Below are 22,737 nucleotides of genomic sequence, written 5' to 3'. Positions count from 1 at the left end.
CGTCGACGACGACGGGGCCGTGGGGCCGAGCTAGCGAACGGTCCCGGTGATCACGAGAATTGCGGCGTTCTTGTCGACCTCGACGCCCTTCTGGTAATTGGTTCCGATTGCGGTTCCGTCGGTGTCGGATCCCTTGATGTTGACGGTCGTGAATCCCAGATCCTCCAGGGTCTGTTCGGCTGCGGTCGCTGTCATGTCGTACACATCCGGGATCTTGATCAGGTTGTCGGTGGTCGACGCGTTGGCGACGGCTCCACCGCCCAGCGTGAGTGCGGCGGCAGCTGCGACGGCTGCGATCGACTTCTTGAATCCACTGCGCATGATGTGCTCCTCGGTGTCGTGATCGGTGATGTCTCGAGGTTGCTCGCCGATGCTGTGGCAGAGGTCGGATGTTGCTGTCAAACCCCTGTCAGTCCCGTGACATGCTGATCCGATGCTTCTCGACGTGCTCGGACTCATCGGTATCGCGGTCTTCGCGGCCTCGGGCGCGTTGGTCGGAGTGCACCGCCGGCTGGATCTGTTCGGGGTGTGCGTCGTCGGAATCACGACGGGCATCGGCGGCGGCATCATTCGTGATCTGCTGCTCGGCATCCACCCGCCGACGTCTCTGGACACGTGGCCGAACCTCACCGTCGGCTTTCTCGCCTCGCTGGTCGTGTTCGTTGCGCACCGACAGATGGGCAAGGTGCGACGCGGAGTGCTGGTGCTCGACGCGTTCGGGATGGGACTGTTCGCCTCGACCGGTGCGACGATCGCTCTGGCTTCCGGTGGTAGCGCGTTGGCGGGAGCTCTGATCGGAACGACGACGGCGGTGGCCGGCGGTGTTATTCGGGACGTGCTGGTCAATGAGGTCCCTCTGCTGCTGCACCGGGACCTGTATGCCCTCCCCGCGTTGCTCGGTGCGACGGCCGTCGTGTTGGCCGATTCTCTGACGCTGCCGGAGAACGTGGGTCTGGTGGTCGGAACAGTGCTCGCGACGGGGTTGCGTCTGCTCGCGCTGTGGCGGAAATGGAATCTGCCGCTGGCCCGCAATCTGCCGACGCATTAGCCTGCCGCAGGTGGAGTAGGTACCCCTCTCAGACATATCTCAGTCGACCAGGACAAACTGTACGGATGCGGATATTGGTGGTCGACGACGATCGAGCGGTGCGTGAGTCGCTGCGCAGGTCGCTGACGTTCAACGGGTACACCGTGGACCTGGCGGTCGACGGTCTCGACGCGCTCGAGCAGGTGGCTGCGGCGCGTCCCGACGCCCTGGTTCTCGACGTGATGATGCCTCGCCTCGACGGCCTCGAAGTGTGTCGTCGATTGCGCAGTGTCGGTGACGACCTGCCGATTCTGGTGTTGACGGCACGGGACTCGGTGTCCGAGCGCGTCGCCGGCCTCGATGCCGGTGCCGACGATTATCTGCCCAAGCCGTTCGCGCTCGAGGAGCTGCTGGCTCGCTTGCGCGCGTTGCTTCGTCGTACCGCGATGGAAGCGGGCATCGACTCGGAGACCATGACGTTCGCGGACCTGTCGTTGGACCCGGTCACCCGTGAGGTCTCGCGCGCCGAACGCTCGATCAGCCTCACCCGGACCGAATTCTCGTTGCTCGAGATGCTGATGACCAATCCGCGCCGAGTGCTCACCAGAAGTCGCATCCTCGAGGAGGTCTGGGGTTACGACTTCCCGACGTCGGGCAACGCGCTCGAGGTGTACGTCGGGTACCTGCGGCGCAAGACCGAGGCGGAGGGGGAGTCGCGGCTGATCCACACCGTTCGCGGTGTGGGGTACGTCCTGCGCGAGACGCCCCCGTGATGGTCGCGTCGTTCGGGCGCAAGTCGGCCGACGGTGTCGGCTCCTCGCCGACGGCGATGCGACCACCGATGCCCCTGACCCGGTCGGTGTCGCTGCGGTGGCGGGTGACGTTGCTCGCGGCCTCCGTGGTCGCAATTGCGGTGGCGGTCATGGCCATTGCCGCGTACACGGTGGTCTCGCGAGCACTGTACGGCGATGTGGACACTCAATTGCGTTCTCGTGCCTCGGCTTTGGCTGAGTCCAGTCTGGTGTCCTATGACCCACGCTTCGTGGCCGGAGCCACGCTGTACAGCACCGATGTGAGCGTGGCGCTGATCTATCCGGACATGTCCAGCTACAACCCTCCCGGGCCCAAGGTGCCGATCGGCGATGCCGAACTCGCTGTCGTGAGAGGGGAACAGGAATCGTCGCTGCGCACGCTCGACGATCAGCGGGTGCTCGCACTGCGCACCGAGGACGGCAGCACCCTCGTCGTCGCACAGAGGCTGCTGCCGACCGGGGAAGTGCTCGACCGTCTGGCGTGGGTGCTGTTGATTGTCGGTGCCTGCGGAGTGCTACTGGCGGCCGGAGCAGGTATGGCCGTGGGACGCACCGGTTTACGCCCGATCGCCCGACTGACGGCAGCAGCGGAACGGGTGGCACGCACCGATGACCTGACGCCGATCCCGGTGACCGGTGACGACGAATTGGCACGTCTGACCGAGAGTTTCAACACCATGCTCCGCGCACTGGCCGAATCTCGTGGCAGGCAGAGCAGATTGGTCGCCGATGCGGGCCACGAACTTCGGACCCCGTTGACCTCGCTGCGGACCAACATGGAGTTGCTGATCGCGGCGGGACGCCCCGGAGCGCCGTCCATCCCGGACGAGGACATGGCCGAGCTGCGGACCGACGTGGTGGCGCAGATCCAGGAATTGTCCACTCTGGTGGGCGATTTGGTCGATCTCGCGCGAGAGGATGCACCGGAGACGGTGTTCGAGCGAGTCGACCTGGCCGACGCAGTCGAACGCAGTCTCGAGCGAGCACGCCGCCGTCGCAACGAAATCGACTTCGATGCGACGTTGATGCCGTGGTTCGTCTACGGCGATCAAGCGGGACTCTCGCGGGCCGTGCTGAATGTGCTCGACAACGCGGCCAAATGGAGTCCGAGCGGTGGTGAGGTTCGAATCGCGATGCGGCAGATCGGCGATGGTCTGCTGGAGCTGACGGTGGACGACGCTGGGCCCGGTATTCCCGAGGAGGATCGCGAGCTGGTGTTCGAGCGCTTCTATCGCTCGACGGCGTCGCGTTCGATGCCCGGATCCGGTCTGGGACTTGCCATCGTGCGACAGGTGGTCGTCAAGCACGGCGGGACCATCGGGGTCGAGGTGTCCGAGCGGGGCGGCGCGCTGATACGAATCGTGTTGCCCGGCGAAGGTGCTGCCGATCCCGGGACACTCTCGGCAAACTGATAGCCGGATCTCAGCGCTCTCTCAGTACCGCCCTGCACAGTGAGTAGCAAGAAGGCGGGCGGACCTCTACGACGAGGTCTCTACTGAAGGAAGCAGCAACGATGAGCGACGACCGTAACGAATCCGAACAGACCGGACAGGGTGCCGGCGGCGAGCAGCATCCGTCGGACCGGGCTTCGCGCGGCGACGAACAGAACTACTCGGCCCAGCAGCATCCGCCTCAGCAGGATTCCACTCACCAGCACCCGACGCAGCAGTTCCCGTCCCAGCAGACTCCACCCCACAACGCAGGGGCGCAGCCGCCGCAGCAGGGGTACCCGCAGCAGTACGCCGGCTACGGGCAGGGGCCGTATCAGCCCGGCTACGGGCCGTACGGTCAGCAGGGCGACCCGCAGACCGCCCAGCACACCCACGCCCAGCCGCAACACGTTGCGCCGCAATCGAACTCTGTTCCGGGTGCGGTCAAGACCCGCCCGGGTCGTTCGGCGCTGGTGGCCGGTGCCATCGCACTCGTTCTGGTCGGTGGCGGAATCGGCGGCGCAGTCGGTGCCATCGCCACCAACAACGCCAACGGCAACGGTGGAGGAGTGACCAACTCGTTGAACTCCACGGTCACCGCTGCGCAGCCTGCCGCCAACTTTCCCGACGGCTCGGTTCAGGCGGTGGCGAACAAGGTGCTGCCGAGCGTCGTGCAGATTCAGGTGAAGGGTTCGCAGGAGGAAGGTGAGGGCTCGGGCGTCATTCTCAGCAGCGACGGCTTGATCCTCACCAACAACCACGTCGCGACGGGCGCGGGTGCCAACGGCAAACTCACCGTCGCATTCGCCGACGGCTCGGTCGCCGACGCGACGATCGTCGGTGCCGACTCGGTCTCGGACATGGCCGTCATCAAGGCCGAGGGCAAGACGAACCTCACGCCGATCGAACTCGGGTCGTCGTCGAACCTCGAAGTGGGTCAGCAGGTTGTCGCGATCGGCTCCCCGCTCGGCCTGGCGGGCACCGTCACCACCGGCATCGTGTCCTCGCTCAACCGGCCGGTCTCCACGTCGGGCGAGTCCGGCAATCAGAACTCGGTGATCGACGCCATCCAGACCGACGCTGCGATCAACCCGGGCAACTCCGGAGGTGCGCTCGTCAACACCGACGGACAGCTGATCGGAATCAACACCGCGATCGCCACCCTCGGCGGCAGCGAGGGATCCGGAGCCCAGAGCGGATCGATCGGGCTCGGGTTCGCCATCCCGGTGGATCAGGCGAAACGCATCGCCGACGAGCTGACCACCACCGGCAAGGCCACCCAGGCCATGATCGGGGTGCAGGTGCCGTCGCAGGACGACGCCAACGGCGCAACCGTCGTCGAGGTCACCGAGGGAGGCCCGGCGGCATCGGCAGGCATCCCCAAGGGCGCGGTGATCACCAAGCTCGACGATCGCATCGTCTCGAGCGGTGACGCGTTGATCGCAGCAGTGCGCTCGCACGCTCCGGGAGATTCCGTCACCGTCACCTACACCGACGGCGGCAGCGAGAAGACGGCGACTGTGACGCTCGGTACCGCCGAGCCTGCTGCGGCCCAGCAGCAGACTCAGACGCAACAGCAGGAACAGCAACTGCCGTTCCAGGTCCCGTCGTTCCCGGGCGGTCGCTGATGTTGCGGGAAGCGGGCAGGCACGGGACGGTTGCAACGATTTATGCACAGCGTGAGCCGGGTGGAGGCCTTACTACTACGGTGAGCGGTATGGAACTCGACGCACCACTGGCAGGGCGCGCGTTGGTCGTCATCGTGGACGACCGAACAGCGCACAGTACCGAGAAGGACTCGAAGGGCCCGCTCGTCACGGAACTGCTGACCGAGGCAGGTTTCCTCGTCGATGGCGTCGTCGCCGTGACGGCGGACGAAGTGGACGTGCGGAACGCACTCAACACTGCGGTGATCGGCGGTGTCGATCTGGTGGTCTCCATCGGTGGCACCGGCGTCTCGCCGCGCGACGTCACCCCGGACGTCACCGCGGAGGTGCTCGACCGCGAGATTCCGGGTATCAGCGAGGCTCTGCGATCGTCGGGACTCGCGGCCGGTTCGCTGGACGCAGGTCTGTCCCGTGGGCTGGTCGGGGTGTCCGGAAGCACCCTGGTGGTGAATCTGGCCTCGTCGCGGGCTGCGATTCGCGACGGGATGGCGACGCTGACGCCACTGGCGAGTCAGGTCATCGCCGAGCTGTCCGGATTGGACGCATAGCGATACCGATGAGCAACGAGCCGAACGACGATCGATCGGCCGAAGACGATGCGAGCCGGGCCCGAGCAGAACGGGCCCGGCTCGCTCGCATCTTCGGCGAGGTTCTGCCGGAGACGACCGGAGACGAGCGAGGAGACGGTGCAGGCACCGAATCCGGCGGCCCGTCCTCGGACGAATGGTTGAAGCAACAGCGACCACCTCATTACTTCTGATGTGATCCACGACACATTTACCGGGCCGGAATGACAGGTCTGTTAGTTACTCGTTTACCTGCCGTTAGCGAGCTACTCGGCAGTAGACCCACCCGCGACCCCCGAAACTGGCCGAGTCGAGCGTGGTGCAGAACGGGCGAACCGGTCGATCGGGGCACGCCCGGCGCGGAGTTGTCCCACATCAAGGGCGGTGTACGCGTGTGCGGCATCTGTAACGGTTCGACCCTCACGAGAGATGCTGTGACGCGGGTTATCGCTAACATCGATGTGAAACTTGTTCACGCGGCGGAAACACATCACGCCGCGGCAACATTCCGGTCGCAAACGTAGGGATTGTCACGATCCGGCATCTCCTCTAATGTTCCCCTCAGCTTCCAAGGGAGGGCGTGGGACCAACCGGTACCGCGCCCTTCATCTCGGAACTGAACAACAGGATGAGGCCGAAACGGTCGCATCCGGCTCGGGCCCGTCTGCACTGATGCAGGCGATCCAGTTCGAGGGTGAAAGCCACAAGCTTCCCTGTGCGACAGCGTGCTGGGACTGAACATGATGAGGAATAAATGACGGAGATCCAGAAGTCGCGGCGTAGCCGGGGACTCAAGTCCATGAGCGCTGCGGTTGTCGCCGGCGCGTCGGTCGTCGGTCTGGTACTCGGTACCGGAACCGCGTCCGCTGCAGTGGACAGCACCAACACGGTCGTCGATGCCAACGGCAACGTCATCACCGTCTCGCTGTCCGACACCTTCATCAACAGCGTCTCGCCGCTCGACGGCAACCCGCTCACCCGTGAGTGGTTCGCCAACGGTGTCGCAGGCTGGACCGTCACCGGTCCCGACGCCGACGACTTCGAGGGCACCGTCGCAATCGGCTACCAGGTCGGCTACCCGGCCAGCATCGGTGGATCGATCACGTTCTCGTACTCCACGCCTTCTCTTTCGGTTGACGTCGATGCCGATGGCGCATCTGCCAGCATCGGTGACATCGTTCCCCAGGCCGGCTTCTCTGCAGAGATCGCTCCCGGACCCGGCATCGTCGACGCCACCGCTGCATCGGGCAACATCCAGGGCACCGAGGGTGACGCCGCAGGCGCTTCGGGCACCATCCAGATCGCCAACGCTCACGGCACCGCTACCGGCATCCTCGGTAACGTCCGCGTCCGTCCGTACGTCTCCGTCACCAGCTCCACCGGTGACGTTGCTGTCACGTACGGCGTCCCGTGGACCTTCAACTGATCTCGATCGGTTGATCAACAGCAGCACCTTCGGCTGACCTAGCCGAAATCGATTGGGCCCGCCCGGGTATCCCGGGCGGGCCTGATTGCTGTGTACCAGCAGAACCGAACGAATCGACACCGCAGGACAGTGCTTCGGTACTGCCTGCGAGAAGGGGTCCGGGGGACCGACAATGAAAACGAAAGCCCTCTCTGCCGCCGCCTGCGCGGCATTTCTACTTCTGGCCGGCTGCAGTAGCGAATCCTCGGATGCAGCATCGGGGGAGAATGCCGATACCTGCACGGCCTTTGCGACGTCGCACAATGCCTTTGTCGCCACCGTCGAAGCCGTTCCCACCGATCAAGCCGGTGTCGAGAAGTGGACCGCGGACAAGGCCGCGTCGCTGAGTGAATTCACCACTCAGTCGGAGCAGGCGACAGGCGAGGTCAAGAATGCTCTGACGACCCTGGTGGCCGATCTGCCCAGCGATTCGCTCGAGCTGTCCGAGCCGGACAGTGAATCCGGCCAGAAATTCGTCGACAATTCGAATGCCGTTGCCTCGGCGTGTGAAGCGGATGGCACCGCCGTCACGCTCGACGAGTTTCCGCTGTTGAAGTTCTAGTTCGAGGAAAATAGTCGACGATGCCCTGCAATCCATGGATTGCAGGGCATCGTCGTGTCGGTCGAATGAATGGCGTGTGGAAAAGATCGTCGGATCATGCCGACGTCGATACTCGATTCGTTTTGTTGCATGCATTGTGCATTTCGGGTGTCTTTTCCCTTGCTTTGTGTCAGCACAATTCGAGCGATCGCTCCGAATACGGACGCCAGGTTGCGAGCACAGGCGCTGTTTGGGTAGCGCAAGCAGGGAATGTATCTGTGAGCTGCCGAAACATGCATCGGTATTGCGTCCGTTGTGGATGCTTCGTGCCGATTTGTACAGTATTCTTCTGCGAGAAAAGATGTCTCCCGATCGGTCCGGCCGTCGGACGGGGCATCGGCCGGTCATATGAGGGGAATCATGAACAATATTCGTCACTCCGTGCTGCGCAAGGTAAGTCGAATCGCAGCAGTGAGCGCGGCGTCGGCCGTTGCCATCGGAATGCTCTCGGTCGGCGCAGCCAACGCCGATACGTTCGTTCCATTGCCGAACGGTGAGAAGGTTGCGGGGCCGTACAAGATCTCGCACGTCGACGAATCGGCTGTCATCTCGCCCGCGATCGCGAACAATCCTCTCAACCGAAACGGCTGGGTCACCGGCACCGCTACCGCCGACGTTCCCGAGGGCGTGACCGGAACCCTGAAGACCGGCTACCTCGTCGGTTGCCAGCTCGACATGGACGATCTGAGCCTGGACATGAACGCGGGCTTCGGCATCGAAGGCGGCAACACCAACATCATCACGCTGTTCCCCATCCCGTTCAAGATCGGCGGAGAAGGCGAGACCACCAACAAGTTCGAGGGCGGCGTCGGAGTCAACGTCCCCATCAAGGACAAGGAAGTGGCGCAGGTCGAGCTCGGCAGCAAGGACGTCAAGGGCCCGTTCACCGCAATCCAGTACCAGGACGTCGGAATCTCCGTCGAGAACTGCGGCGGCTACGCGCAGGCTCGCTCGTACACCACACTCGAACTCACCGGCAACTACCGCTACAAGGGCACGCTCTACGGCCAGCCGTTCAGCCTCGGCTGAACATCCCACCACTTCACTCACCCTCGCCTAGAGCGCGTTTCACTTTCCCAAAAGGGGTAGCTATGCAGAACACCACCACCATGCGGCGTGGATTCCAGATCGCTGCAGCCGGAGCCGTCGGTGCCGTCGCCATCGGGTTCCTGTCCGCCGGAGCGGCCAACGCCGACACCTTCGTTCCACTGCAGGACAACGAGATCAGCAAGACGCTGATCGACGGAACCACCGTCACCGTCAAGGGATTCGGCCAGAGCGCGCTGATCTCGCCGTCGATGGGTGCCACGCCCACCCAGCGCAACGTGTGGGTCACCGGCAACTACACCGTCGAGACGTCCAATGCCAGTGGCGGATCCATCGAGCCGGGCTTCCTGGTCGGCTGCCAGGTGGATTTCAGCGCCGCGATCGGTGCCGACGGAAACGCGTCCTTCGGTCAAGGAAATACGATCGGCCTCGAGCCCGGCACGCTCGACCTCACCATCGAGAGGACTCAGCCGAACACCTACGACATCGGTGCAGGCGTCGAGCTGAATCTCGCCCCCGGCCAGTTCAACGACGTCAAGCTCGTGGCCGACGAGAAGTCCGCCGAGATCGACGGCGTCACTGTCGCGACCGAGGTATCGAACGACTTCTCGTTCGACGGTAACGGCGGCGGCTACACCTACGCCGACGAAACCCTGAGCGTCGCTGGATGTGCCGGTTACGCAGAGGCCCGTTCGTACGTGAAGGTCACCATCGAGAACGATGCCGTCACGGCGTCCACCACCCTGTGGGGACAGCCGTTCAGCATCGGCTGATGCCACCGCCGAGATTCGGCACCCCGTAACGAATGAATGCGCCATTCACGCTGTCTGACAGCGTGAATGGCGCATTCATTCGTCGAAGGCCGGCCGGTGTCAGTCCTTGGAATGCTTACCGAGATCCGGGGCTGCGTCCATTGCCTCGCCGCTACCGCCCGTGGTGTCGGCTGCGGTCGAAAGCTTCTGTCCGGCCGCGGTTCCCCCCGCGAGGATGTCGCGAATCTGTACCAGCACGTCGACGTCGCTCAGTTCCTTCTCCGGCTGGCTCACGAACCTCTTCTTCGCGGTGTTCACCGGGAGAATGAGTACGAAGTAGACGACCGCCGCGATGATGACGAAATTGATGATCGCGGTGATGACTGCGCCGACGTTGACGAACGATTCCGGCGACGACGTGATCTGAAACCCGAATCCGTATTCGTTGCTGCCACCGAGGGCAGCAACAAGGGGATTGATGACGTTCGTCGTGAATGCGGTGACGATCGCCGTGAATGCCGCGCCGACGACCACGGCAACTGCGAGGTCCACGACATTGCCGCGCAGTAGAAAGTCCTTGAAGCCCTTCAGCATGAGCCCTTCTCCCAACGTTCGGTTTGTTCTGTCGCGAGAAACGTTAGTGCAGGGTGACCGTGAGCGCGCTGACCAACGAGGCGGCTGCCACTGTCGTCGCGTCGTTCGTCGGTAGAGCCAGTAGTACGACGCGGTCGCGCTGCCGATTGCCACCGGCGTCGGCGGACACGAGCACGACCATCGCTCCCGACGCCAGCACCCGCGCTGCGGGCACCGCGTTCGGGTCCTCCTGAGACTCGACCGTCAACACGTCGACGCGGTCGCCTTCCCTCAGCAGGTCGGTCACCGCGGCGTCGGCGAGATGCACCGGTACGACGCGTGCCTAGGTACCCAGAGCCGTCGTGGCGGTCCGAGATCCGAGTAGCCGTACGTCGGTGAGCAATTCGCCCGCTCGGACGGGTCCGGTGAGTGTCTGGCCCTCCACGGCTTCGGATTCGGTGAGTGCGCCCTCGGGGACGTTCGTCCGGTCCCACTCGGCTGCCACGACGTCGGCCGGCGTCAGCACGGTGCCGGGTGTCAGATCGCGTCCGGCGGTGATCACCCGGACTCGGTCGTCGCCGGCAGCGTCGTCGAGGAACAGCACCAGTGCGACCGCGACCAGCACGCCGGCCGCGATCCGTCTGAATGTGGTGGATCCGACCCACGCCGGACGCAGGGTGATGCGATCGAGCAGCGTCGAGTCGAGTCGATTCTTGCCGGCAGCCATGGCGAAAACGCTATCGGTGGCCGTGCCGGTTCGGGCACCGAAAAGGCCGGGCTGTGGATAACGGCCCGGCCTGTGGATGAAGCTGAAAGCTACTGGCTGGCAGCAGCTTTCGTGGTGGACGACGACGAGGTGCTGCTCGACGACGACGAATCCGAGGATTTCTTCTCGGCGGGCTTCGAGTCGGTCTTGCTGTCCGATTTCGCGGCCGCAGCGTCGGACTTCTTCTCGCTCGCGCCTTCGCTGGCGGTACCCGAGCCACCCCGGCTGTCGGTGCGGTAGAAGCCACTGCCCTTGAAGACGATGCCGACGGAGTTGAACAGCTTGCGAAGCTTGCCCGAGCACGCGGGGCACACCGTCAGTGTGTCGTCGGTGAAGGACTGAACGATGTCGAAGCGGTTGTCGCACTCGGTGCATGCGTATGAGTAAGTGGGCATCGTGTTTCCTCCGCGCTGGTCACCGAGGAAATTCGCCACTCTGCTGGCCGAGGCCGAACACCGCCGGTGTCTTGTCTGTTCGTCGAAACTGTCGAAACTGGGGAGAGCATTAGCACTCTACAGTCAGGAGTGCCAACGAATCGAATCCTAGCGTTATTCCGTACCCAAGCGTACGAGCCCGCCGCCTGCGGTGAGCACGTGCGTCACCCGTCTGTCGTGCGGCTCGGCAGGTAGACGATCGACCACTTCGCTCTCGCGCACCACCGCGACCAGCACGGCATCGGGTCTGCACAGGTCGAGGGTGCGGTCGTAGAAGCCCGCGCCTCGGCCCAACCTGGTTCCGCTCCGGTCCACCGCCAGCGCCGGGATCAGCACCAGAGTGCACGCCGACACCGCGTCGGGATCGAGCGTCGGTCCCGATGGTTCCAACAACCCGAACGGGGCCGTCACCAACGATTCGCGTCCGTCGTACCGAGCCCAGCGCAACGGCCCGGGCTCGTGGGCACTCGGAAGCAGCACGGTCGACCCGGCTGCGGCCATCGCGTCGAGCATCTCGATGGAACCGGGTTCCCGGCCGACGGGAACGTATGCCGCCACGACCGGGTGTTCGGCCGCCAATTCGCCGAGGACGTGACAGAGTGCAGAGGATTCCATTGCGCGTTGCGCACCGTCGAGCAGTCGGCGTTCGGCGAGAACATGCTTTCGCCATCGATCCTTGGACGTGTTCTCCGTGAATTCGGGAACGCTCACAACGATTCGTCCTCCCTTCCTGTGCCGTCGTTCAACGATATGCACTCGGGGGTAAAACGCAGCACACGGCGAGCAGATCACCAGAAACCATGGATAGGGTGAGCACCATGACAGAAGCCGTTACAGCGACGACCGCCGCCACGCCCGTGCACTTCCGCACGGCCATCGTTCCCGCAGCGGGCATGGGTACCCGGTTCCTGCCGGCCACGAAAACCGTTCCGAAAGAACTGCTTCCGGTGGTCGACACTCCCGGTATCGAGCTCGTCGCAGGCGAAGCCGCAGATTCCGGCGCGCAGCGACTCGTGATCGTCACGTCCCCGGGCAAGGACGGCGTCGTCGCCCACTTCGTCGAGGACCTCGTCCTCGAGAACAAGCTCGAAGCCAGCGGTAAGCTGGAGATGCTCGAGAAGGTGCGGGTCGCCCCCGGTCTGCTCGACGTCCAGTCGGTCATTCAGCACGAGCCGCTCGGACTCGGGCATGCCGTCGCCTGCGCCGAGGAAGTCCTCGACGACGACGAGGATTCCGTTGCCGTTCTGCTTCCCGACGATCTGGTGATGCCCCGCGGTGTGCTCGACGTCATGGCCCGCGTGCGCGCCAAGCGCGGTGGCTCGGTGCTGTGCGCCATCGAGGTCCCCGACGACAAGGTCTCCTCCTACGGCGTCTTCTCCGTCGAGATCGTGCCCGACGCGGTCAACCCGAACGTCCTCAAGGTCACCGGTATGGTCGAAAAGCCCAAGCAGGAGGACGCCCCGTCCAACCTGGCTGCGGCGGGCCGCTACCTGCTCGACCGCGCGATCTTCGACGCTCTGCGACGGATCAAGCCCGGTGCAGGCGGTGAGCTTCAGCTCACCGACGCCATTGCGTTGCTCATCGAAGAAGGCCATCCCGTGCACGTGGTGGTGCACCGCGGATCGAGACACGACCTCGGAAATCCCGGGGGATACCTGCGCGCTGCGGTTGACTTTGCTCTACAACGTGACGACTACGGCCCAGCGCTGCGCGAATGGCTGAACGAACGCTTGAGCGACAGCTGGGCGCCGGAACTGACCACGTACGAATAGCATCGCGGGTCGATGCCATAGAGGAAGGGCCAGATGCGCTCGGTCGAAGATCAGCAGACCAGGGTGACCGCCGCGGCGGTGGCTCCACGGCCTGTTCGGGTCGCCATCTCGGAAGCACAGGGCCTGCTGTGTGCAGAGGAAGTGGTCACCGAGCGTCCCCTTCCCGGTTTCGACCAGGCAGCGATCGACGGCTACGCGGTACGGAGTGTCGATGTGGCGGCCGCGGGCACCGACCTGCGCAACGAGGACGACGAACGCATCGATCTGACGCTTCCCGTCGTCGGCGAGGTGTCCGCCGGGTCGCGTCAACCCATCCGGCTGCAACCGCGTCAGGCAGTGCGAGTCGACACCGGCGCGCCGCTGCCCACGCTGGCCGACGCGGTGTTGCCGCTGGATCGAACGGACAGCGGTCGCGCCCGCGTCAAGGTGTTCCGTCCGGTGCGTTCGGGCGACTACGTCCGAAAGATCGGCGACGACGTGCAGCCCGGTGACGTGGCGGTACGCGCAGGCACGATCATCGGCGCAGCTCAGGTCGGACTGCTCGCAGCCGTCGGGCGCGACAAGGTGCTGGTGCATCCGCGGCCGCGGCTGTCGGTGATCTCCGTGGGCGGCGAATTGGTCGACACCGATCGGACCCCGGGGCCCGGTCAGGTGTACGACGTCAACTCCTATGCGCTGGCCGCCGCAGCACGCGACGCCGGAGCCGACGTCAACCGCGTCGGGATCGTCAGCACCGATCCCAAGCGACTGCGCGAGGTGGTCGAGGGTCAGCTGATTCGATCCGAGATCGTGGTCATCGCCGGAGCAGTGGGCGGCGGCGCATCGGACGGTGTGCGTGAGGCGCTCGGCGAGCTCGGTGACATGGAAGTGGAGCGAGTTGCCATGCACCCCGGATCCGTCCAGGGCTTCGGTCAACTCGGACGCGACGAAGTACCCACCTTTCTGTTGCCGGCCAACCCCGTCAGCGCGCTCGTGGTGTTCGAGGTCATGGTGCGTCCGCTGATTCGTATTGCTCTGGGCCGACGGCAGCCGATGCGGCGGACCGTCACCGCACGAACCGTCGCGCCGATCACCTCGATCGAGGACCGCAAGGGATTCCTTCGCGGCCAGCTCATGCGCGACGAGGGAACAGGCGAATATCTGGTTCAGGCGCTCGGCGGCGCACCCGGATCGTCCTCGCATCTGCTCGCGACACTCGCCGAGGCGAACTGCCTGGTCGTCATCGATCCCGAGGTCACCGAAATCCGAACCGGCGAAGAAGTGAAGGTCTCGTTCCTCGCGCAACGAGGCTGACACCAGTGGCATGTTCGAGTGCCGCGGAGGGCGCTTGACCACGCCACTGCGCGTAGCGCATAACATCGACGGATGCCGCGAACGTGGTCGAGCCACCCAGGTTGGCCGGCGAAATTGGGTCCAGTGAGAGTGGCCGGCGGAACCGTCACCGTGCGGCCGGTACGGATGCGCGACGCGGCCGCCTGGAGTCGGATCCGCACAGCGGATCGCGCCCACCTCGAACCGTGGGAACCCAGCGGGGAAGGCAGCTGGAACTCACGCCATCACATCTCCTCGTGGCCGAGCCTGTGCTCGGGGCTCAAGTCCGAGGCCCGCAAGGGACACATGCTGCCGTTGGTGATCGAGGTCGACGGCGAATTCTGTGGTCAGATCACCACCGGCAACATCGTGCGGGGAGCACTCCGATCGGCGTGGATCGGGTACTGGGTGTCCAAAGAGGTCAACGGCAAGGGTGTGGCGACCGCGGCTCTGGCACTCGGGCTCGACCACTGCTTCGGTCCCGTCGGACTCCATCGCGTCGAAGCGACGGTGCGACCGGAGAACCTTGCGAGTCAGGCAGTTCTGCGCAACGTCGGTTTTCGCGAAGAAGGGCTGCTCTACAAGTACCTGGACGTCGACGGTGAATGGCGCGATCACAAGCTCGTCGCGATCACCTCGGGTGAGGTGCAGGGAACCGTCGTCGATCGGTTGGTTCGCGCGGGTCGGGCTGCGTGGGCCTGATTTCCGCTGCTGCGGCACGGGCACTCGTGTTGTCAAAGTGACAGGAGTGTAATTCGGGTCGGCGCGTCTGCATGGTTCTCGTTCGTCTTCCGCATAGCCTGAGAACGTCTTTCACTGTCGCCGTCGCCGAAAGGGAGGAGAACAACGCCGATGCCGAACTCGATCATCTGGATCGGTCTCGTGGCCGTCTGGCTCTTCGTTCTTCTGCCCATGTTGATGACCAAGCGTCCGCAGATCATGCAGACGACGGACGCTGCGCTCGCCACACGCGTGCTGCATCGGGGTGGCACGAAGCGAAAGCAGCGCGGCCCCGCGACCGGCCACCGCAGTGATCCCGACTGGCGACCGGAGGACGACCTGCGAGTCTCCGCGCCGGCCCGCGAGATCTTCGGCCCCACGATTGCGACTGTTCGTCCAGACTCACCCGATCTACCCGGTACCGCGGAGGACCCGATGGACACTCACGCAGCAGACAGCGACCTCGATCGCGAGGCACCGGACACGGATGCACCGCGTGGAAGTTCGCCCGCGCACGAACCCGGTGTCGTCGACGACGATTTCGTCCCTCGCCGACGCGGTCGCGGCGGCTTCGATCCCGAGGCCGACGCGATTGCCCGGGCCGCGCGCTACGCATTTCGGCAGCGCGCAGTTCTCGGGCTCGTGTTCGCGGCGATCACCACCGCGGCCTTGGCCTTCATCGTCTCCCCGACGATCTGGTGGCTGTGTGGACTGTCCGTCGCCGTCCTCGCCGGTTACCTGTACTACCTGCGTCGTCAGGTGCAGATCGAGGAAGAGGTGCGCAGACGTCGGCTCACCCGGATGGGCCGATCCCGTCTCGGCGTCGAGTCGGAAACCGACGACGAGCTCGAGCTCGTCCCGCAACGTCTGCGTCGCCCCGGCGCGGTGGTACTCGAGATCGACGACGAGGATCCCGAATTCGAGCATCTCGATCACTACGAGGAGCCGTTCCAGGCTCGTCGTGACGAGGACCGGGACATGCGCAGAGCCCAGGGCGCGTAGGCAACGCCGGAAACGGCTTTGCTAGAGTTACCCAGCCGGTCGGCACGACGGCAAAGGGGCTGTGGCGCAGTTGGTAGCGCGTCTCGTTCGCATCGAGAAGGTCAGGGGTTCGATTCCCCTCAGCTCCACCCACACGAAGACCGTCACTCACCCGAGTGGCGGTTTTTTCGTTGTCCGGCAACGGCGGGACAAGTGTGACCGCGAAGTGAATTCTGAATGCATTTGTATCGACCGAACTAGGTGGTCGGTTCGGGATTCGATTCCAGAAGACGCGACTCGATAAACCCCGATTGCAGAATTGCCGCGCGAAACCTTCGATTCGATTGCTTGGGGCGGCGCGACCCGACTTGCAGAATCTTTCAGGGCGGTGAGCTGCGGATATGCAATGGGGACATCTTTAGGCAATTACCGGAACATGTCGTAGGTTCGAAGCCGTTGCTGTGCAGAATTGAAATGTCGAAATTTGTCAGGGGATCGAAATGAACACTCTCAGTGTGGTAATTCCGGTACTCGATGAGGTCGACCATCTAGGCGAATGCTTGACGCTGCTGCTCGATCAGGGCGACGCTATCGACAGCATCGTCGTCGTGGACAACGGGTCGACCGACGGCACGCTCGAGCTGGTGAACAACATTCGCGCGGTGACGAACAAGGTCGTGTTGGTGCACGAGCCCAATCGCGGCGTGGTCCATGCTCGCAACACCGGATTCGACCTGGTGGACTCGTCGATCATCGGTCGAATCGACGCCGATACCCGTGTTCGACCCGGGTGGGCGCGCTCGATCGTCGATTTCTTCGACGAGCATTCCTCCGTCGCTGCTACCGGCGGCCGAACGTTTCTGTACGAATCTCCCTGGGCTCGACCGCTGGCGTGGATGCACTCGCGCGCCGAACGACGTGAGCCGTCGGTGCGCTCGGCCCTCGCGGTATCGGGCAACAACTTCGCGATCCGCGCATCCGCCTGGCGTGCGGTTCGCGGTGCAGTCAGTGAGCGAACCTGCGTGCACGAAGACATCGACCTGTGCCTGTGCCTGGCCGCCGAGCGTCTGCCTGTTGCTCAGAACGGGTGGATGAAGGCCGCGGTATCCGGTAGGCGCGCGACGACATCGCCGGCGAAGTACGTCCACTATGCGTTGGCGGGCTACCGCTCGTACCAGGCGCACGGTCTCGCGTCGCGCAAGCTCGGTCGCATCGTGGCCATGGACTGGCTGATGCACACACTGCGGTGGCCGATCTCACGACTGTTCGCAGCCGTACCGTGCCGGGCATTGCCGGTCGACGATCGTGCCGAGTCCGACGAACGGATGCGAGCCGCCGCGTGACGGCCGGCGCGCGTGTCCGCGACTGGATGCGTAGCCCGTCGGACGTCCGCTGGGCCCTGGCTCAGATGCGTCAGGCGACCTTCGTCTCGTTGGCAAATGTGCCGTTCCTGCCTGCTGTGCTGCGCGCATCGGTCATGCGGCCCGCCGGGGTGCGGACAACCGGTCCGTGCCTGATGTACGGCGGCTCGATGATTCAAGGACAGGCATCGGTTCGGTTGGGCACCGGCGTGTTCGTGAACTTCGGCTGCTACTTCGACACCGTTGCCGACATCGTGATCGGTGATCATGTCTTCATCGCGGATCACGTTCGCATTCTCACCAGTACTCACGAGACCGGGCCGTCGGGTCACCGCGCAGGCGCATTGCGGGGAGAGTCGGTGGTGATCGGTCCGGGAGCGTGGATCGGGTCCGGCGTCGTCGTGATGCCGGGCGTACACATCGGTGCCGGATGCATCATCGGGGCGAACTCGCTGGTGACGCGAGATTGTGAACCGGACGGTGTGTACGTCGGCTCTCCGGCGCGTCGTCGCCGAGAGTTGAACGACCTTCCCGCAGCGGAGCAATGGATCGGGGACAACGCCGATTTTCGCGATCGGGAGGCAATGCAAAGATTGATACTTCCGCCGAATTCTGAATTCTGATCCATAAAGTCCGAATAATTCGACGGGTTCTTTTCTTGAAGTAATGATGTAGCATCGTCAACGTCAGCGGCTCGAAATCAAATGCGTTCACCGTGTGAGGAAATCGAGCTACACGATTGCCAAAAATGTGTCAGGGGTTGGCGTTGTGAATAGTCTTTCCATTGTTGTGCCTGCGTTCGACGAGTCGGCTCATATGCGCGAATGCCTGGATGCATTGCTCGTTCAGCGCGAACGCATTCGCGAAATCATTGTCGTCGACAACAATTCGACCGACGACACCGCGGCCATCGTCGCAGAATACGCGCGGCGATTTCCGCAGGTGGTTCTGCTGCGGGAGTCCGAGCGCGGCGTCGTACACGCACGTAACACCGGTTTCGATCACGCTTCCGGATCGATCATCGGCCGCATCGACGCCGATACCCGGGTCGAGGCCGGCTGGGTCGACTCGGTACTCGACTTCTTCGATCGCCGACTCGACTACGTCGCAGTCACCGGGCCGATCTACCTCTACGACTCCCCGTGGGCACGACCGTACCGGGCGTTCGTCGACCGTTCCGTCCGTAACAGGCCTTCCGAGCAGTGGGTTTCTGCCGCATCGGGCAACAATTTCGCGATCCGCCGATCTGCGTGGGAAGCCGTTCGCGGTCGTACGAGCCTGCGTACCGACCTGCACGAAGACATCGATCTGTCGCTGTGCCTCAACAAGGTAGGTCTGCGGATCGCGCAGATCGAGCCGATGCGCGTGAAGGTGTCCGGACGCCGGCTGCTGACGCCACCGCTCGAGTACCGGCACTACGTCCAGAGCTCGTATCGCACGTGGGCCCATCATGGGCTGGCCAATGGTTGGTTGCGCAGATTGCTCATTTCGGACCTGATTCTGCACACGGCGCATTGGCCACTGACACGAATTCTGTCCTCGTGCGAATCTCGAATTCTCCCGGTCTCGCATTCCGAAGTTGGCGCTACACCTGTGGGCGATCTGTCAAGCATTCGCGACGAGAGTTATGCTGCCGCGGCGCGCGGAAAATAAATTCATCGACAATTCTCCCGTTCGTCCGTCGGGGAATGCGGGGTCACGGAAACGGGTCGTTCGCGGGATCGATGGTCCGTACCGGCTTTCGGGTGTCGGGTATTCGACAAGTGCAGGCACGGGACGAGTTATCGGTGCTGAAATCGAACGTGCACGGTAGGACGTACGACGCGGTAGGCCGGTCGAGGGGCTCCGACGCCACCTCGTGATCTCGGGAGGAGGAACCGTCGGCGGCGGCTGTTGCGGGGATCGAAACGGGTGCGAAGTATGGTTGACCGATTGACGGTCCACCCACCAGTCGCGCCGGTAGATTGACGGGCGATATTGTGAACGGGCCGGTTCCGAACACAGGATCTGCCCCTGCAACTTCTCTACGGAGTGTGAATGTCGTTCGAGATCGTCGACCTCGCTGAAACGTGGGTCGCGGGTCTTCCCGTTCGCAGCCCCAAACGGGCGCTGGGACGACTCAACGACCCGGCACTCGATCAAGCGTGGTCCGCGGTTCTCAATCAGGAGACCTCCGGTCCGCTCGCTTCCATTTACACCGACTTCGCCCCCGGTATCGGCTCGTACAATACGCAGGTAGTCGGTTATCTGTGTACTTCGCTCGGTCAAGTTGCGCGCGGACATCTGGTCGCGAAAGTGCCCGCGGCGAAATATGCGCGTTTTTCTGCGGTGGGCTATTTCCCCGAGGTTCTCACCCGATTGTGGACTCAGATCGATCATGCCGAAGAGCAGGGCGATATCGTGCGATCGTTCACCGGCGATTACGAGTGCTATCCGCACGCGTACAAGATCGACCTCTATCTGGCGATCACAGCGCCCGGCGGTTCGTGATGACCTTCCGCGTCACGGCACGCAGCGCAGAGCTGTTCAGTGGGTTGGTGGCTCCGCGCGTGGAGCCCGGCGCGGAATCGAGCGGCAGCGAATGGATGCGTTTTCTGCGAGACCGGGTGCGCGAGAAGCATATCGACGCAACCCAGGTGAGCACGGTGTACGTCCCGGATCCGCACGGCACGGTCAATGCGGTGGTCGCGGTCTCGGTGGACTCGCCCGGTGACGTCACCGTCGGGGATGTGTTCGTCTCGGTACCGACCGGCGTGTTCGCAGTGTTCGTGCCCAGCGGCGCTCTGGCGGATCCGATCGAGGACGTGTGGGCTCAGGTCGACGAGTGCGTTATGTCCGGATCGATATTTCGCGCCTACAAAGAGGAAGTCGAAGTCGTTACGAATACTGGAGAAGTGGAACTTTTCATTTCAATCGTTTTGTAATCGAGCCCTTCTTCATGCAATTGTCACTTTCGAATCACAAAGTCGCCACCGAACCGGTTACTATAGGCGAGCGCTGACAGTCCGATATGGCGAAGTGAATTCGATGTTCACCTCGATCGGCCGACGGATGGCCAGCGCGTACAGAGCGTCGATGTCATGGCAAGGTCGACAGAGCAGGGGTGTTCCAACATGGTGAGACAACTCAGGGCAGAAGCCACACGAGCGGCCGCACTGCGCGCTGCAGCAGATCTCTTTCTCGAGGTGGGGCACGCAAATGCCACGCTGAGTCAGGTGTCAGCGCAGTCCGGTGTGACCAAGGGTGCGCTGTACTTCCATTTCGCGTCCAAGGAAGAACTGGCCCGTGCGATCGTCGACGAGGGTCACGAGCGCGTGTCCACTGCATGCGCCGGCTTGGTCGACAGTCGCAGCCCGGCCCTCGAGTCCGTCATCGGAATCTCGTATTCGGTACTCGAACTGGCGGCATCGGACCCCTTGGTTCGCGTCATGTACCGGTTGCAGATGGAGATCGACGGATCCGACACCGCCCGCGGCAGTGTGTTCGGCACCTGGGGAAACATCTTCGAGCATCTCTTCGAGCGGGCAATCGAGCACGGTGACGTCGCCGACCATCTGGACGCGGGCAATGCGGCATTACTGGTGTGCGAGATGCTCGCCGGAGTCTTGATGGTGTCCGAGGCGCAGTCGCGCCTCGAGGATGCCCCCTCACGCATGGAGAGGGTCTGGAACACGGTCCTACCCTCGCTGGTGCCCACCGACAAACTCGCTTACTTCCGTGAATTCGCGGCACGGAGTCTGTCCAGTTTCGTACGCGAGAACATCACGTCGGGATCCGTCACCGTCTGAGAATGTCGTGATCTCGGTGTGCTTGCCGCACCCGAGTTTGCCGGGCACACTGTGTGACATGGAACACACTGTGCAGCAACCGCGGATGTCGGACAACGAGCTCCGGAAGGCGATCGGCACCCTGCAGCAGCGCGCGGACGACGCACGCAAACATGGAGCCGACGACGATGCCGCGCGCATCGAGCGCACCATCGCCGACTACCGAGACGAGATGTCGCAAAGATTGTGACGACCCTCCCGGTCGTCACCGCGTAGGGTCGAAATCGAACTGACACGTGGCAACCGCTGGGGGATACAAGCTTCGATGGCTACATACGATCTGCGCGGCAAGAAGACGTTGATCACTGGAGCAGGTAGCGGAATCGGCCGGGCAACGGCCATCGCTGCTGCGGGAGTGGGAGCCGAGCTCTTCCTCACCGATATCAACGGCACCGGTTTGGCCGAGACGGTGGACCTGGTCGGTCGCGCGGGCGGTACCGTCAGTCACTCGTTGGCCTTCGACGTATCCGATTTCGAGGCCGTCACCGCATTCGCGGACGACATTCATGCCGAGTTCGGCAGCCTGGACGTCGTGATGAACGTCGCCGGTATCTCGGCGTGGGGAACCGTCGAGAATCTCGAGCACCGGCACTGGAAGTCGATGGTCGACGTCAACCTGATGGGGCCGATTCACATCATCGAGAAGTTTCTGCCTCCGATGATCGAGGCCGGACGCGGTGGCCATCTGGTCAACGTCTCGTCTGCCGCCGGATTGATTCCCCTGCCGTGGCACGCTGCCTACAGCGCCAGTAAGTACGGCCTGCGTGGAGTGTCCGAGGTGCTCAAGTACGACCTCAAGCGTCACGGAATCGGCGTCAGCCTGGTGGTGCCCGGTGGCGTCAAGACCGGACTGGTGCAGACACTGCAGATCGCAGGCGTCGATCGTGATGATCCGCGCGTGCAGAAGTTGCAACACCGTTTCGAGAAGCGTGCCGTGGAACCGTCGGTTGTCGCCGATGCCATTCTCGCCGGAATAGCCAAGCGCAAGTACCTCGTCTACTCCTCCAACGACATCAGATTCGGATACTGGGTCGCCAGAAAGTTCGCCCCGCCATACGAGTTCGTACTGCAGAAGGCAAACGATCAGTTCTCCAAACTGCTCGAGCCGCGTCGAGTCGAGGGTTCGTCGAAATCGACGTCCAACGTGCGCGCACCCGGCCCCGAGTAGGACAGCTCGTCGTGCGGATTGGCCAGCGCACAGCCGGCCAACGACAGGCAACCGCAGCCGATGCACCCGGTCAAGTTGTCCCGAAGCCGAGTCAATTGCTCTATCCGAGAGTCGAGTTCGCGATGCCACTGCGTCGAAAGCCTGGCCCAGTCCTCGCGCGTCGGCGTCCGCTCGTCCGGTAGTTCGCTCAACGCCTGCCGGATGTTCGCCAGTGGGATCCCGACCTTCTGCGAGATCCGGATGAAGGCGACCCGTCGCAGAGTTTCGCGATGGAATCTGCGCTGGTTACCCGAGGTTCGGCGGCTGCTGATCAGTCCCTGTTTCTCGTAGAAGTGCAGCGCCGAGACCGCAACTCCGCTGCGCTCGGACAGCTGGCCGGGGGTCAATTCGCGGACGTTCCACTCGGGCATCGGCACGACCTCGACAATACTTCAGGTCCTGATCCCAGCGGCTGCAC

27 protein-coding genes, 1 tRNA gene and 1 pseudogene are annotated in these 22,737 nt (G+C 63.6%); 23 read left to right on the top strand and 6 right to left on the bottom strand.

The window, feature by feature from the left end; all coding sequences use genetic code 11:
* Nucleotides 1-30 precede the first annotated feature (30 nt).
* Nucleotides 31-402: a PASTA domain-containing protein gene (locus CH302_RS01480; protein WP_037191952.1), complete on the bottom strand. Its 372-nt coding sequence runs from the start codon at nt 400-402 to the stop codon at nt 31-33.
* Between the two features lie 31 nt (nt 403-433).
* Between CH302_RS01480 and CH302_RS01475 the strand changes: the two genes are divergently transcribed.
* The 10 genes from CH302_RS01475 to CH302_RS01430 all read left to right on the top strand — a co-directional run bounded on the left by CH302_RS01475 (nt 434) and on the right by CH302_RS01430 (nt 9,388).
* The gene (locus CH302_RS01475) at nt 434-1,048 is read left to right on the top strand and encodes a trimeric intracellular cation channel family protein (protein ID WP_037191954.1); all 615 of its coding nucleotides are present in this window, start codon (nt 434-436) and stop codon (nt 1,046-1,048) included.
* A gap of 65 nt (nt 1,049-1,113) precedes the next feature.
* Nucleotides 1,114-1,800 carry a response regulator transcription factor gene (locus CH302_RS01470; RefSeq protein WP_032395747.1) on the top strand — a complete coding sequence of 229 codons (687 nt, stop codon included), beginning with the start codon at nt 1,114-1,116 and terminating at the stop codon, nt 1,798-1,800.
* The gene (locus CH302_RS01465; RefSeq protein ID WP_037191956.1) at nt 1,800-3,251 is read left to right on the top strand and encodes a HAMP domain-containing sensor histidine kinase; all 1,452 of its coding nucleotides are present in this window, start codon (nt 1,800-1,802) and stop codon (nt 3,249-3,251) included. Before CH302_RS01470 ends, CH302_RS01465 begins: the two co-directional genes overlap by 1 nt.
* Before the next feature lie 101 nt (nt 3,252-3,352).
* A complete protein-coding gene (locus CH302_RS01460) occupies nt 3,353-4,897 on the top strand; it encodes a S1C family serine protease (protein WP_082323714.1) in 1,545 nt (514 codons plus the stop codon).
* Between the two features lie 89 nt (nt 4,898-4,986).
* On the top strand, nt 4,987-5,484 hold the full coding sequence (locus tag CH302_RS01455; protein WP_037191958.1) for a MogA/MoaB family molybdenum cofactor biosynthesis protein: 498 nt from the start codon (nt 4,987-4,989) through the stop codon (nt 5,482-5,484).
* Nucleotides 5,485-5,492: 8 nt separating this feature from the next.
* On the top strand, nt 5,493-5,696 hold the full coding sequence (locus CH302_RS01450; protein ID WP_037191960.1) for a hypothetical protein: 204 nt from the start codon (nt 5,493-5,495) through the stop codon (nt 5,694-5,696).
* A 560-nt stretch (nt 5,697-6,256) separates the two neighbouring features.
* Nucleotides 6,257-6,928: an MspA family porin gene (locus tag CH302_RS01445; protein WP_052047767.1), complete on the top strand. Its 672-nt coding sequence runs from the start codon at nt 6,257-6,259 to the stop codon at nt 6,926-6,928.
* Nucleotides 6,929-7,100: 172 nt separating this feature from the next.
* Nucleotides 7,101-7,529: a hypothetical protein gene (locus tag CH302_RS01440; RefSeq protein WP_037192229.1), complete on the top strand. Its 429-nt coding sequence runs from the start codon at nt 7,101-7,103 to the stop codon at nt 7,527-7,529.
* Nucleotides 7,530-7,928: 399 nt separating this feature from the next.
* Nucleotides 7,929-8,597: an MspA family porin gene (locus tag CH302_RS01435; RefSeq protein WP_037192231.1), complete on the top strand. Its 669-nt coding sequence runs from the start codon at nt 7,929-7,931 to the stop codon at nt 8,595-8,597.
* Nucleotides 8,598-8,659: 62 nt separating this feature from the next.
* Nucleotides 8,660-9,388 (top strand): MspA family porin, encoded by a 729-nt coding sequence (locus tag CH302_RS01430; RefSeq protein WP_037191963.1) that lies wholly within the window; start codon nt 8,660-8,662, stop codon nt 9,386-9,388.
* A gap of 99 nt (nt 9,389-9,487) precedes the next feature.
* On the opposite strand, the gene mscL is transcribed toward CH302_RS01430, so the two are convergent.
* From mscL to CH302_RS01410, 4 genes and pseudogenes are all read right to left on the bottom strand, one after another.
* A complete protein-coding gene (gene mscL, locus CH302_RS01425; protein WP_037191966.1) occupies nt 9,488-9,961 on the bottom strand; it encodes a large conductance mechanosensitive channel protein MscL in 474 nt (157 codons plus the stop codon).
* 43 nt (nt 9,962-10,004) lie between these two features.
* A pseudogene (locus CH302_RS30955) lies at nt 10,005-10,667 on the bottom strand (SAF domain-containing protein).
* A gap of 89 nt (nt 10,668-10,756) precedes the next feature.
* Nucleotides 10,757-11,101 carry an FmdB family zinc ribbon protein gene (locus CH302_RS01415; protein WP_037192233.1) on the bottom strand — a complete coding sequence of 115 codons (345 nt, stop codon included), beginning with the start codon at nt 11,099-11,101 and terminating at the stop codon, nt 10,757-10,759.
* A 153-nt stretch (nt 11,102-11,254) separates the two neighbouring features.
* Nucleotides 11,255-11,851, bottom strand: coding sequence for a 5-formyltetrahydrofolate cyclo-ligase (locus CH302_RS01410; RefSeq protein ID WP_037191967.1), 597 nt, complete (start codon nt 11,849-11,851; stop codon nt 11,255-11,257).
* Nucleotides 11,852-11,958: 107 nt separating this feature from the next.
* Here CH302_RS01410 and CH302_RS01405 point away from each other — a divergent pair, with 107 nt between their 5' ends.
* From CH302_RS01405 to CH302_RS01345, 13 genes are all read left to right on the top strand, one after another.
* Nucleotides 11,959-12,912 (top strand): UTP--glucose-1-phosphate uridylyltransferase, encoded by a 954-nt coding sequence (locus CH302_RS01405; protein WP_037192236.1) that lies wholly within the window; start codon nt 11,959-11,961, stop codon nt 12,910-12,912.
* 33 nt (nt 12,913-12,945) lie between these two features.
* Nucleotides 12,946-14,205 (top strand): molybdotransferase-like divisome protein Glp, encoded by a 1,260-nt coding sequence (gene glp, locus CH302_RS01400; protein WP_032395737.1) that lies wholly within the window; start codon nt 12,946-12,948, stop codon nt 14,203-14,205.
* Nucleotides 14,206-14,277: 72 nt separating this feature from the next.
* Nucleotides 14,278-14,925: a GNAT family N-acetyltransferase gene (locus CH302_RS01395; RefSeq protein ID WP_037191969.1), complete on the top strand. Its 648-nt coding sequence runs from the start codon at nt 14,278-14,280 to the stop codon at nt 14,923-14,925.
* Nucleotides 14,926-15,075: 150 nt separating this feature from the next.
* Nucleotides 15,076-15,945 carry a divisome protein SepX/GlpR gene (gene sepX / locus CH302_RS01390; protein WP_037191973.1) on the top strand — a complete coding sequence of 290 codons (870 nt, stop codon included), beginning with the start codon at nt 15,076-15,078 and terminating at the stop codon, nt 15,943-15,945.
* Nucleotides 15,946-16,000: 55 nt separating this feature from the next.
* Nucleotides 16,001-16,073 (top strand) — tRNA-Ala (locus CH302_RS01385).
* Nucleotides 16,074-16,424: 351 nt separating this feature from the next.
* Nucleotides 16,425-17,267, top strand: a complete 843-nt coding sequence (locus CH302_RS01380; protein ID WP_052047768.1) for a glycosyltransferase family 2 protein — start codon at nt 16,425-16,427, stop codon at nt 17,265-17,267.
* Nucleotides 17,264-17,908, top strand: a complete 645-nt coding sequence (locus CH302_RS01375) for an acyltransferase (RefSeq protein WP_230596307.1) — start codon at nt 17,264-17,266, stop codon at nt 17,906-17,908. The genes CH302_RS01380 and CH302_RS01375 overlap by 4 nt, the downstream gene beginning before the upstream one ends.
* A 166-nt stretch (nt 17,909-18,074) precedes the next feature.
* Nucleotides 18,075-18,938, top strand: coding sequence for a glycosyltransferase family 2 protein (locus tag CH302_RS01370; RefSeq protein ID WP_141216570.1), 864 nt, complete (start codon nt 18,075-18,077; stop codon nt 18,936-18,938).
* 384 nt (nt 18,939-19,322) lie between these two features.
* Nucleotides 19,323-19,775, top strand: a complete 453-nt coding sequence (locus CH302_RS01360; protein WP_037191977.1) for a GyrI-like domain-containing protein — start codon at nt 19,323-19,325, stop codon at nt 19,773-19,775.
* A complete protein-coding gene (locus CH302_RS01355) occupies nt 19,775-20,209 on the top strand; it encodes a GyrI-like domain-containing protein (RefSeq protein WP_037192246.1) in 435 nt (144 codons plus the stop codon). The genes CH302_RS01360 and CH302_RS01355 overlap by 1 nt, the downstream gene beginning before the upstream one ends.
* Before the next feature lie 189 nt (nt 20,210-20,398).
* Complete coding sequence (locus tag CH302_RS01350) at nt 20,399-21,073, top strand: ScbR family autoregulator-binding transcription factor (protein ID WP_037191979.1); 675 nt, start codon at nt 20,399-20,401, stop codon at nt 21,071-21,073.
* Nucleotides 21,074-21,131: 58 nt separating this feature from the next.
* Nucleotides 21,132-21,302, top strand: a complete 171-nt coding sequence (locus CH302_RS29875) for a hypothetical protein (protein WP_170945719.1) — start codon at nt 21,132-21,134, stop codon at nt 21,300-21,302.
* Between the two features lie 75 nt (nt 21,303-21,377).
* Nucleotides 21,378-22,280, top strand: coding sequence for an SDR family oxidoreductase (locus CH302_RS01345; RefSeq protein ID WP_037191981.1), 903 nt, complete (start codon nt 21,378-21,380; stop codon nt 22,278-22,280).
* On the opposite strand, the gene soxR is transcribed toward CH302_RS01345, so the two are convergent.
* Nucleotides 22,196-22,696, bottom strand: a complete 501-nt coding sequence (gene soxR, locus CH302_RS01340) for a redox-sensitive transcriptional activator SoxR (RefSeq protein ID WP_082323715.1) — start codon at nt 22,694-22,696, stop codon at nt 22,196-22,198. The two genes, CH302_RS01345 and soxR, sit on opposite strands and share 85 nt — an antisense overlap.
* Nucleotides 22,697-22,737: the final 41 nt, after the last annotated feature.

The organism is Rhodococcus sp. 15-2388-1-1a (assembly GCF_002259145.1).
Lineage (GTDB): Bacteria > Actinomycetota > Actinomycetes > Mycobacteriales > Mycobacteriaceae > Rhodococcoides.
This window is presented reverse-complemented; position numbering and strand designations above follow the sequence as displayed.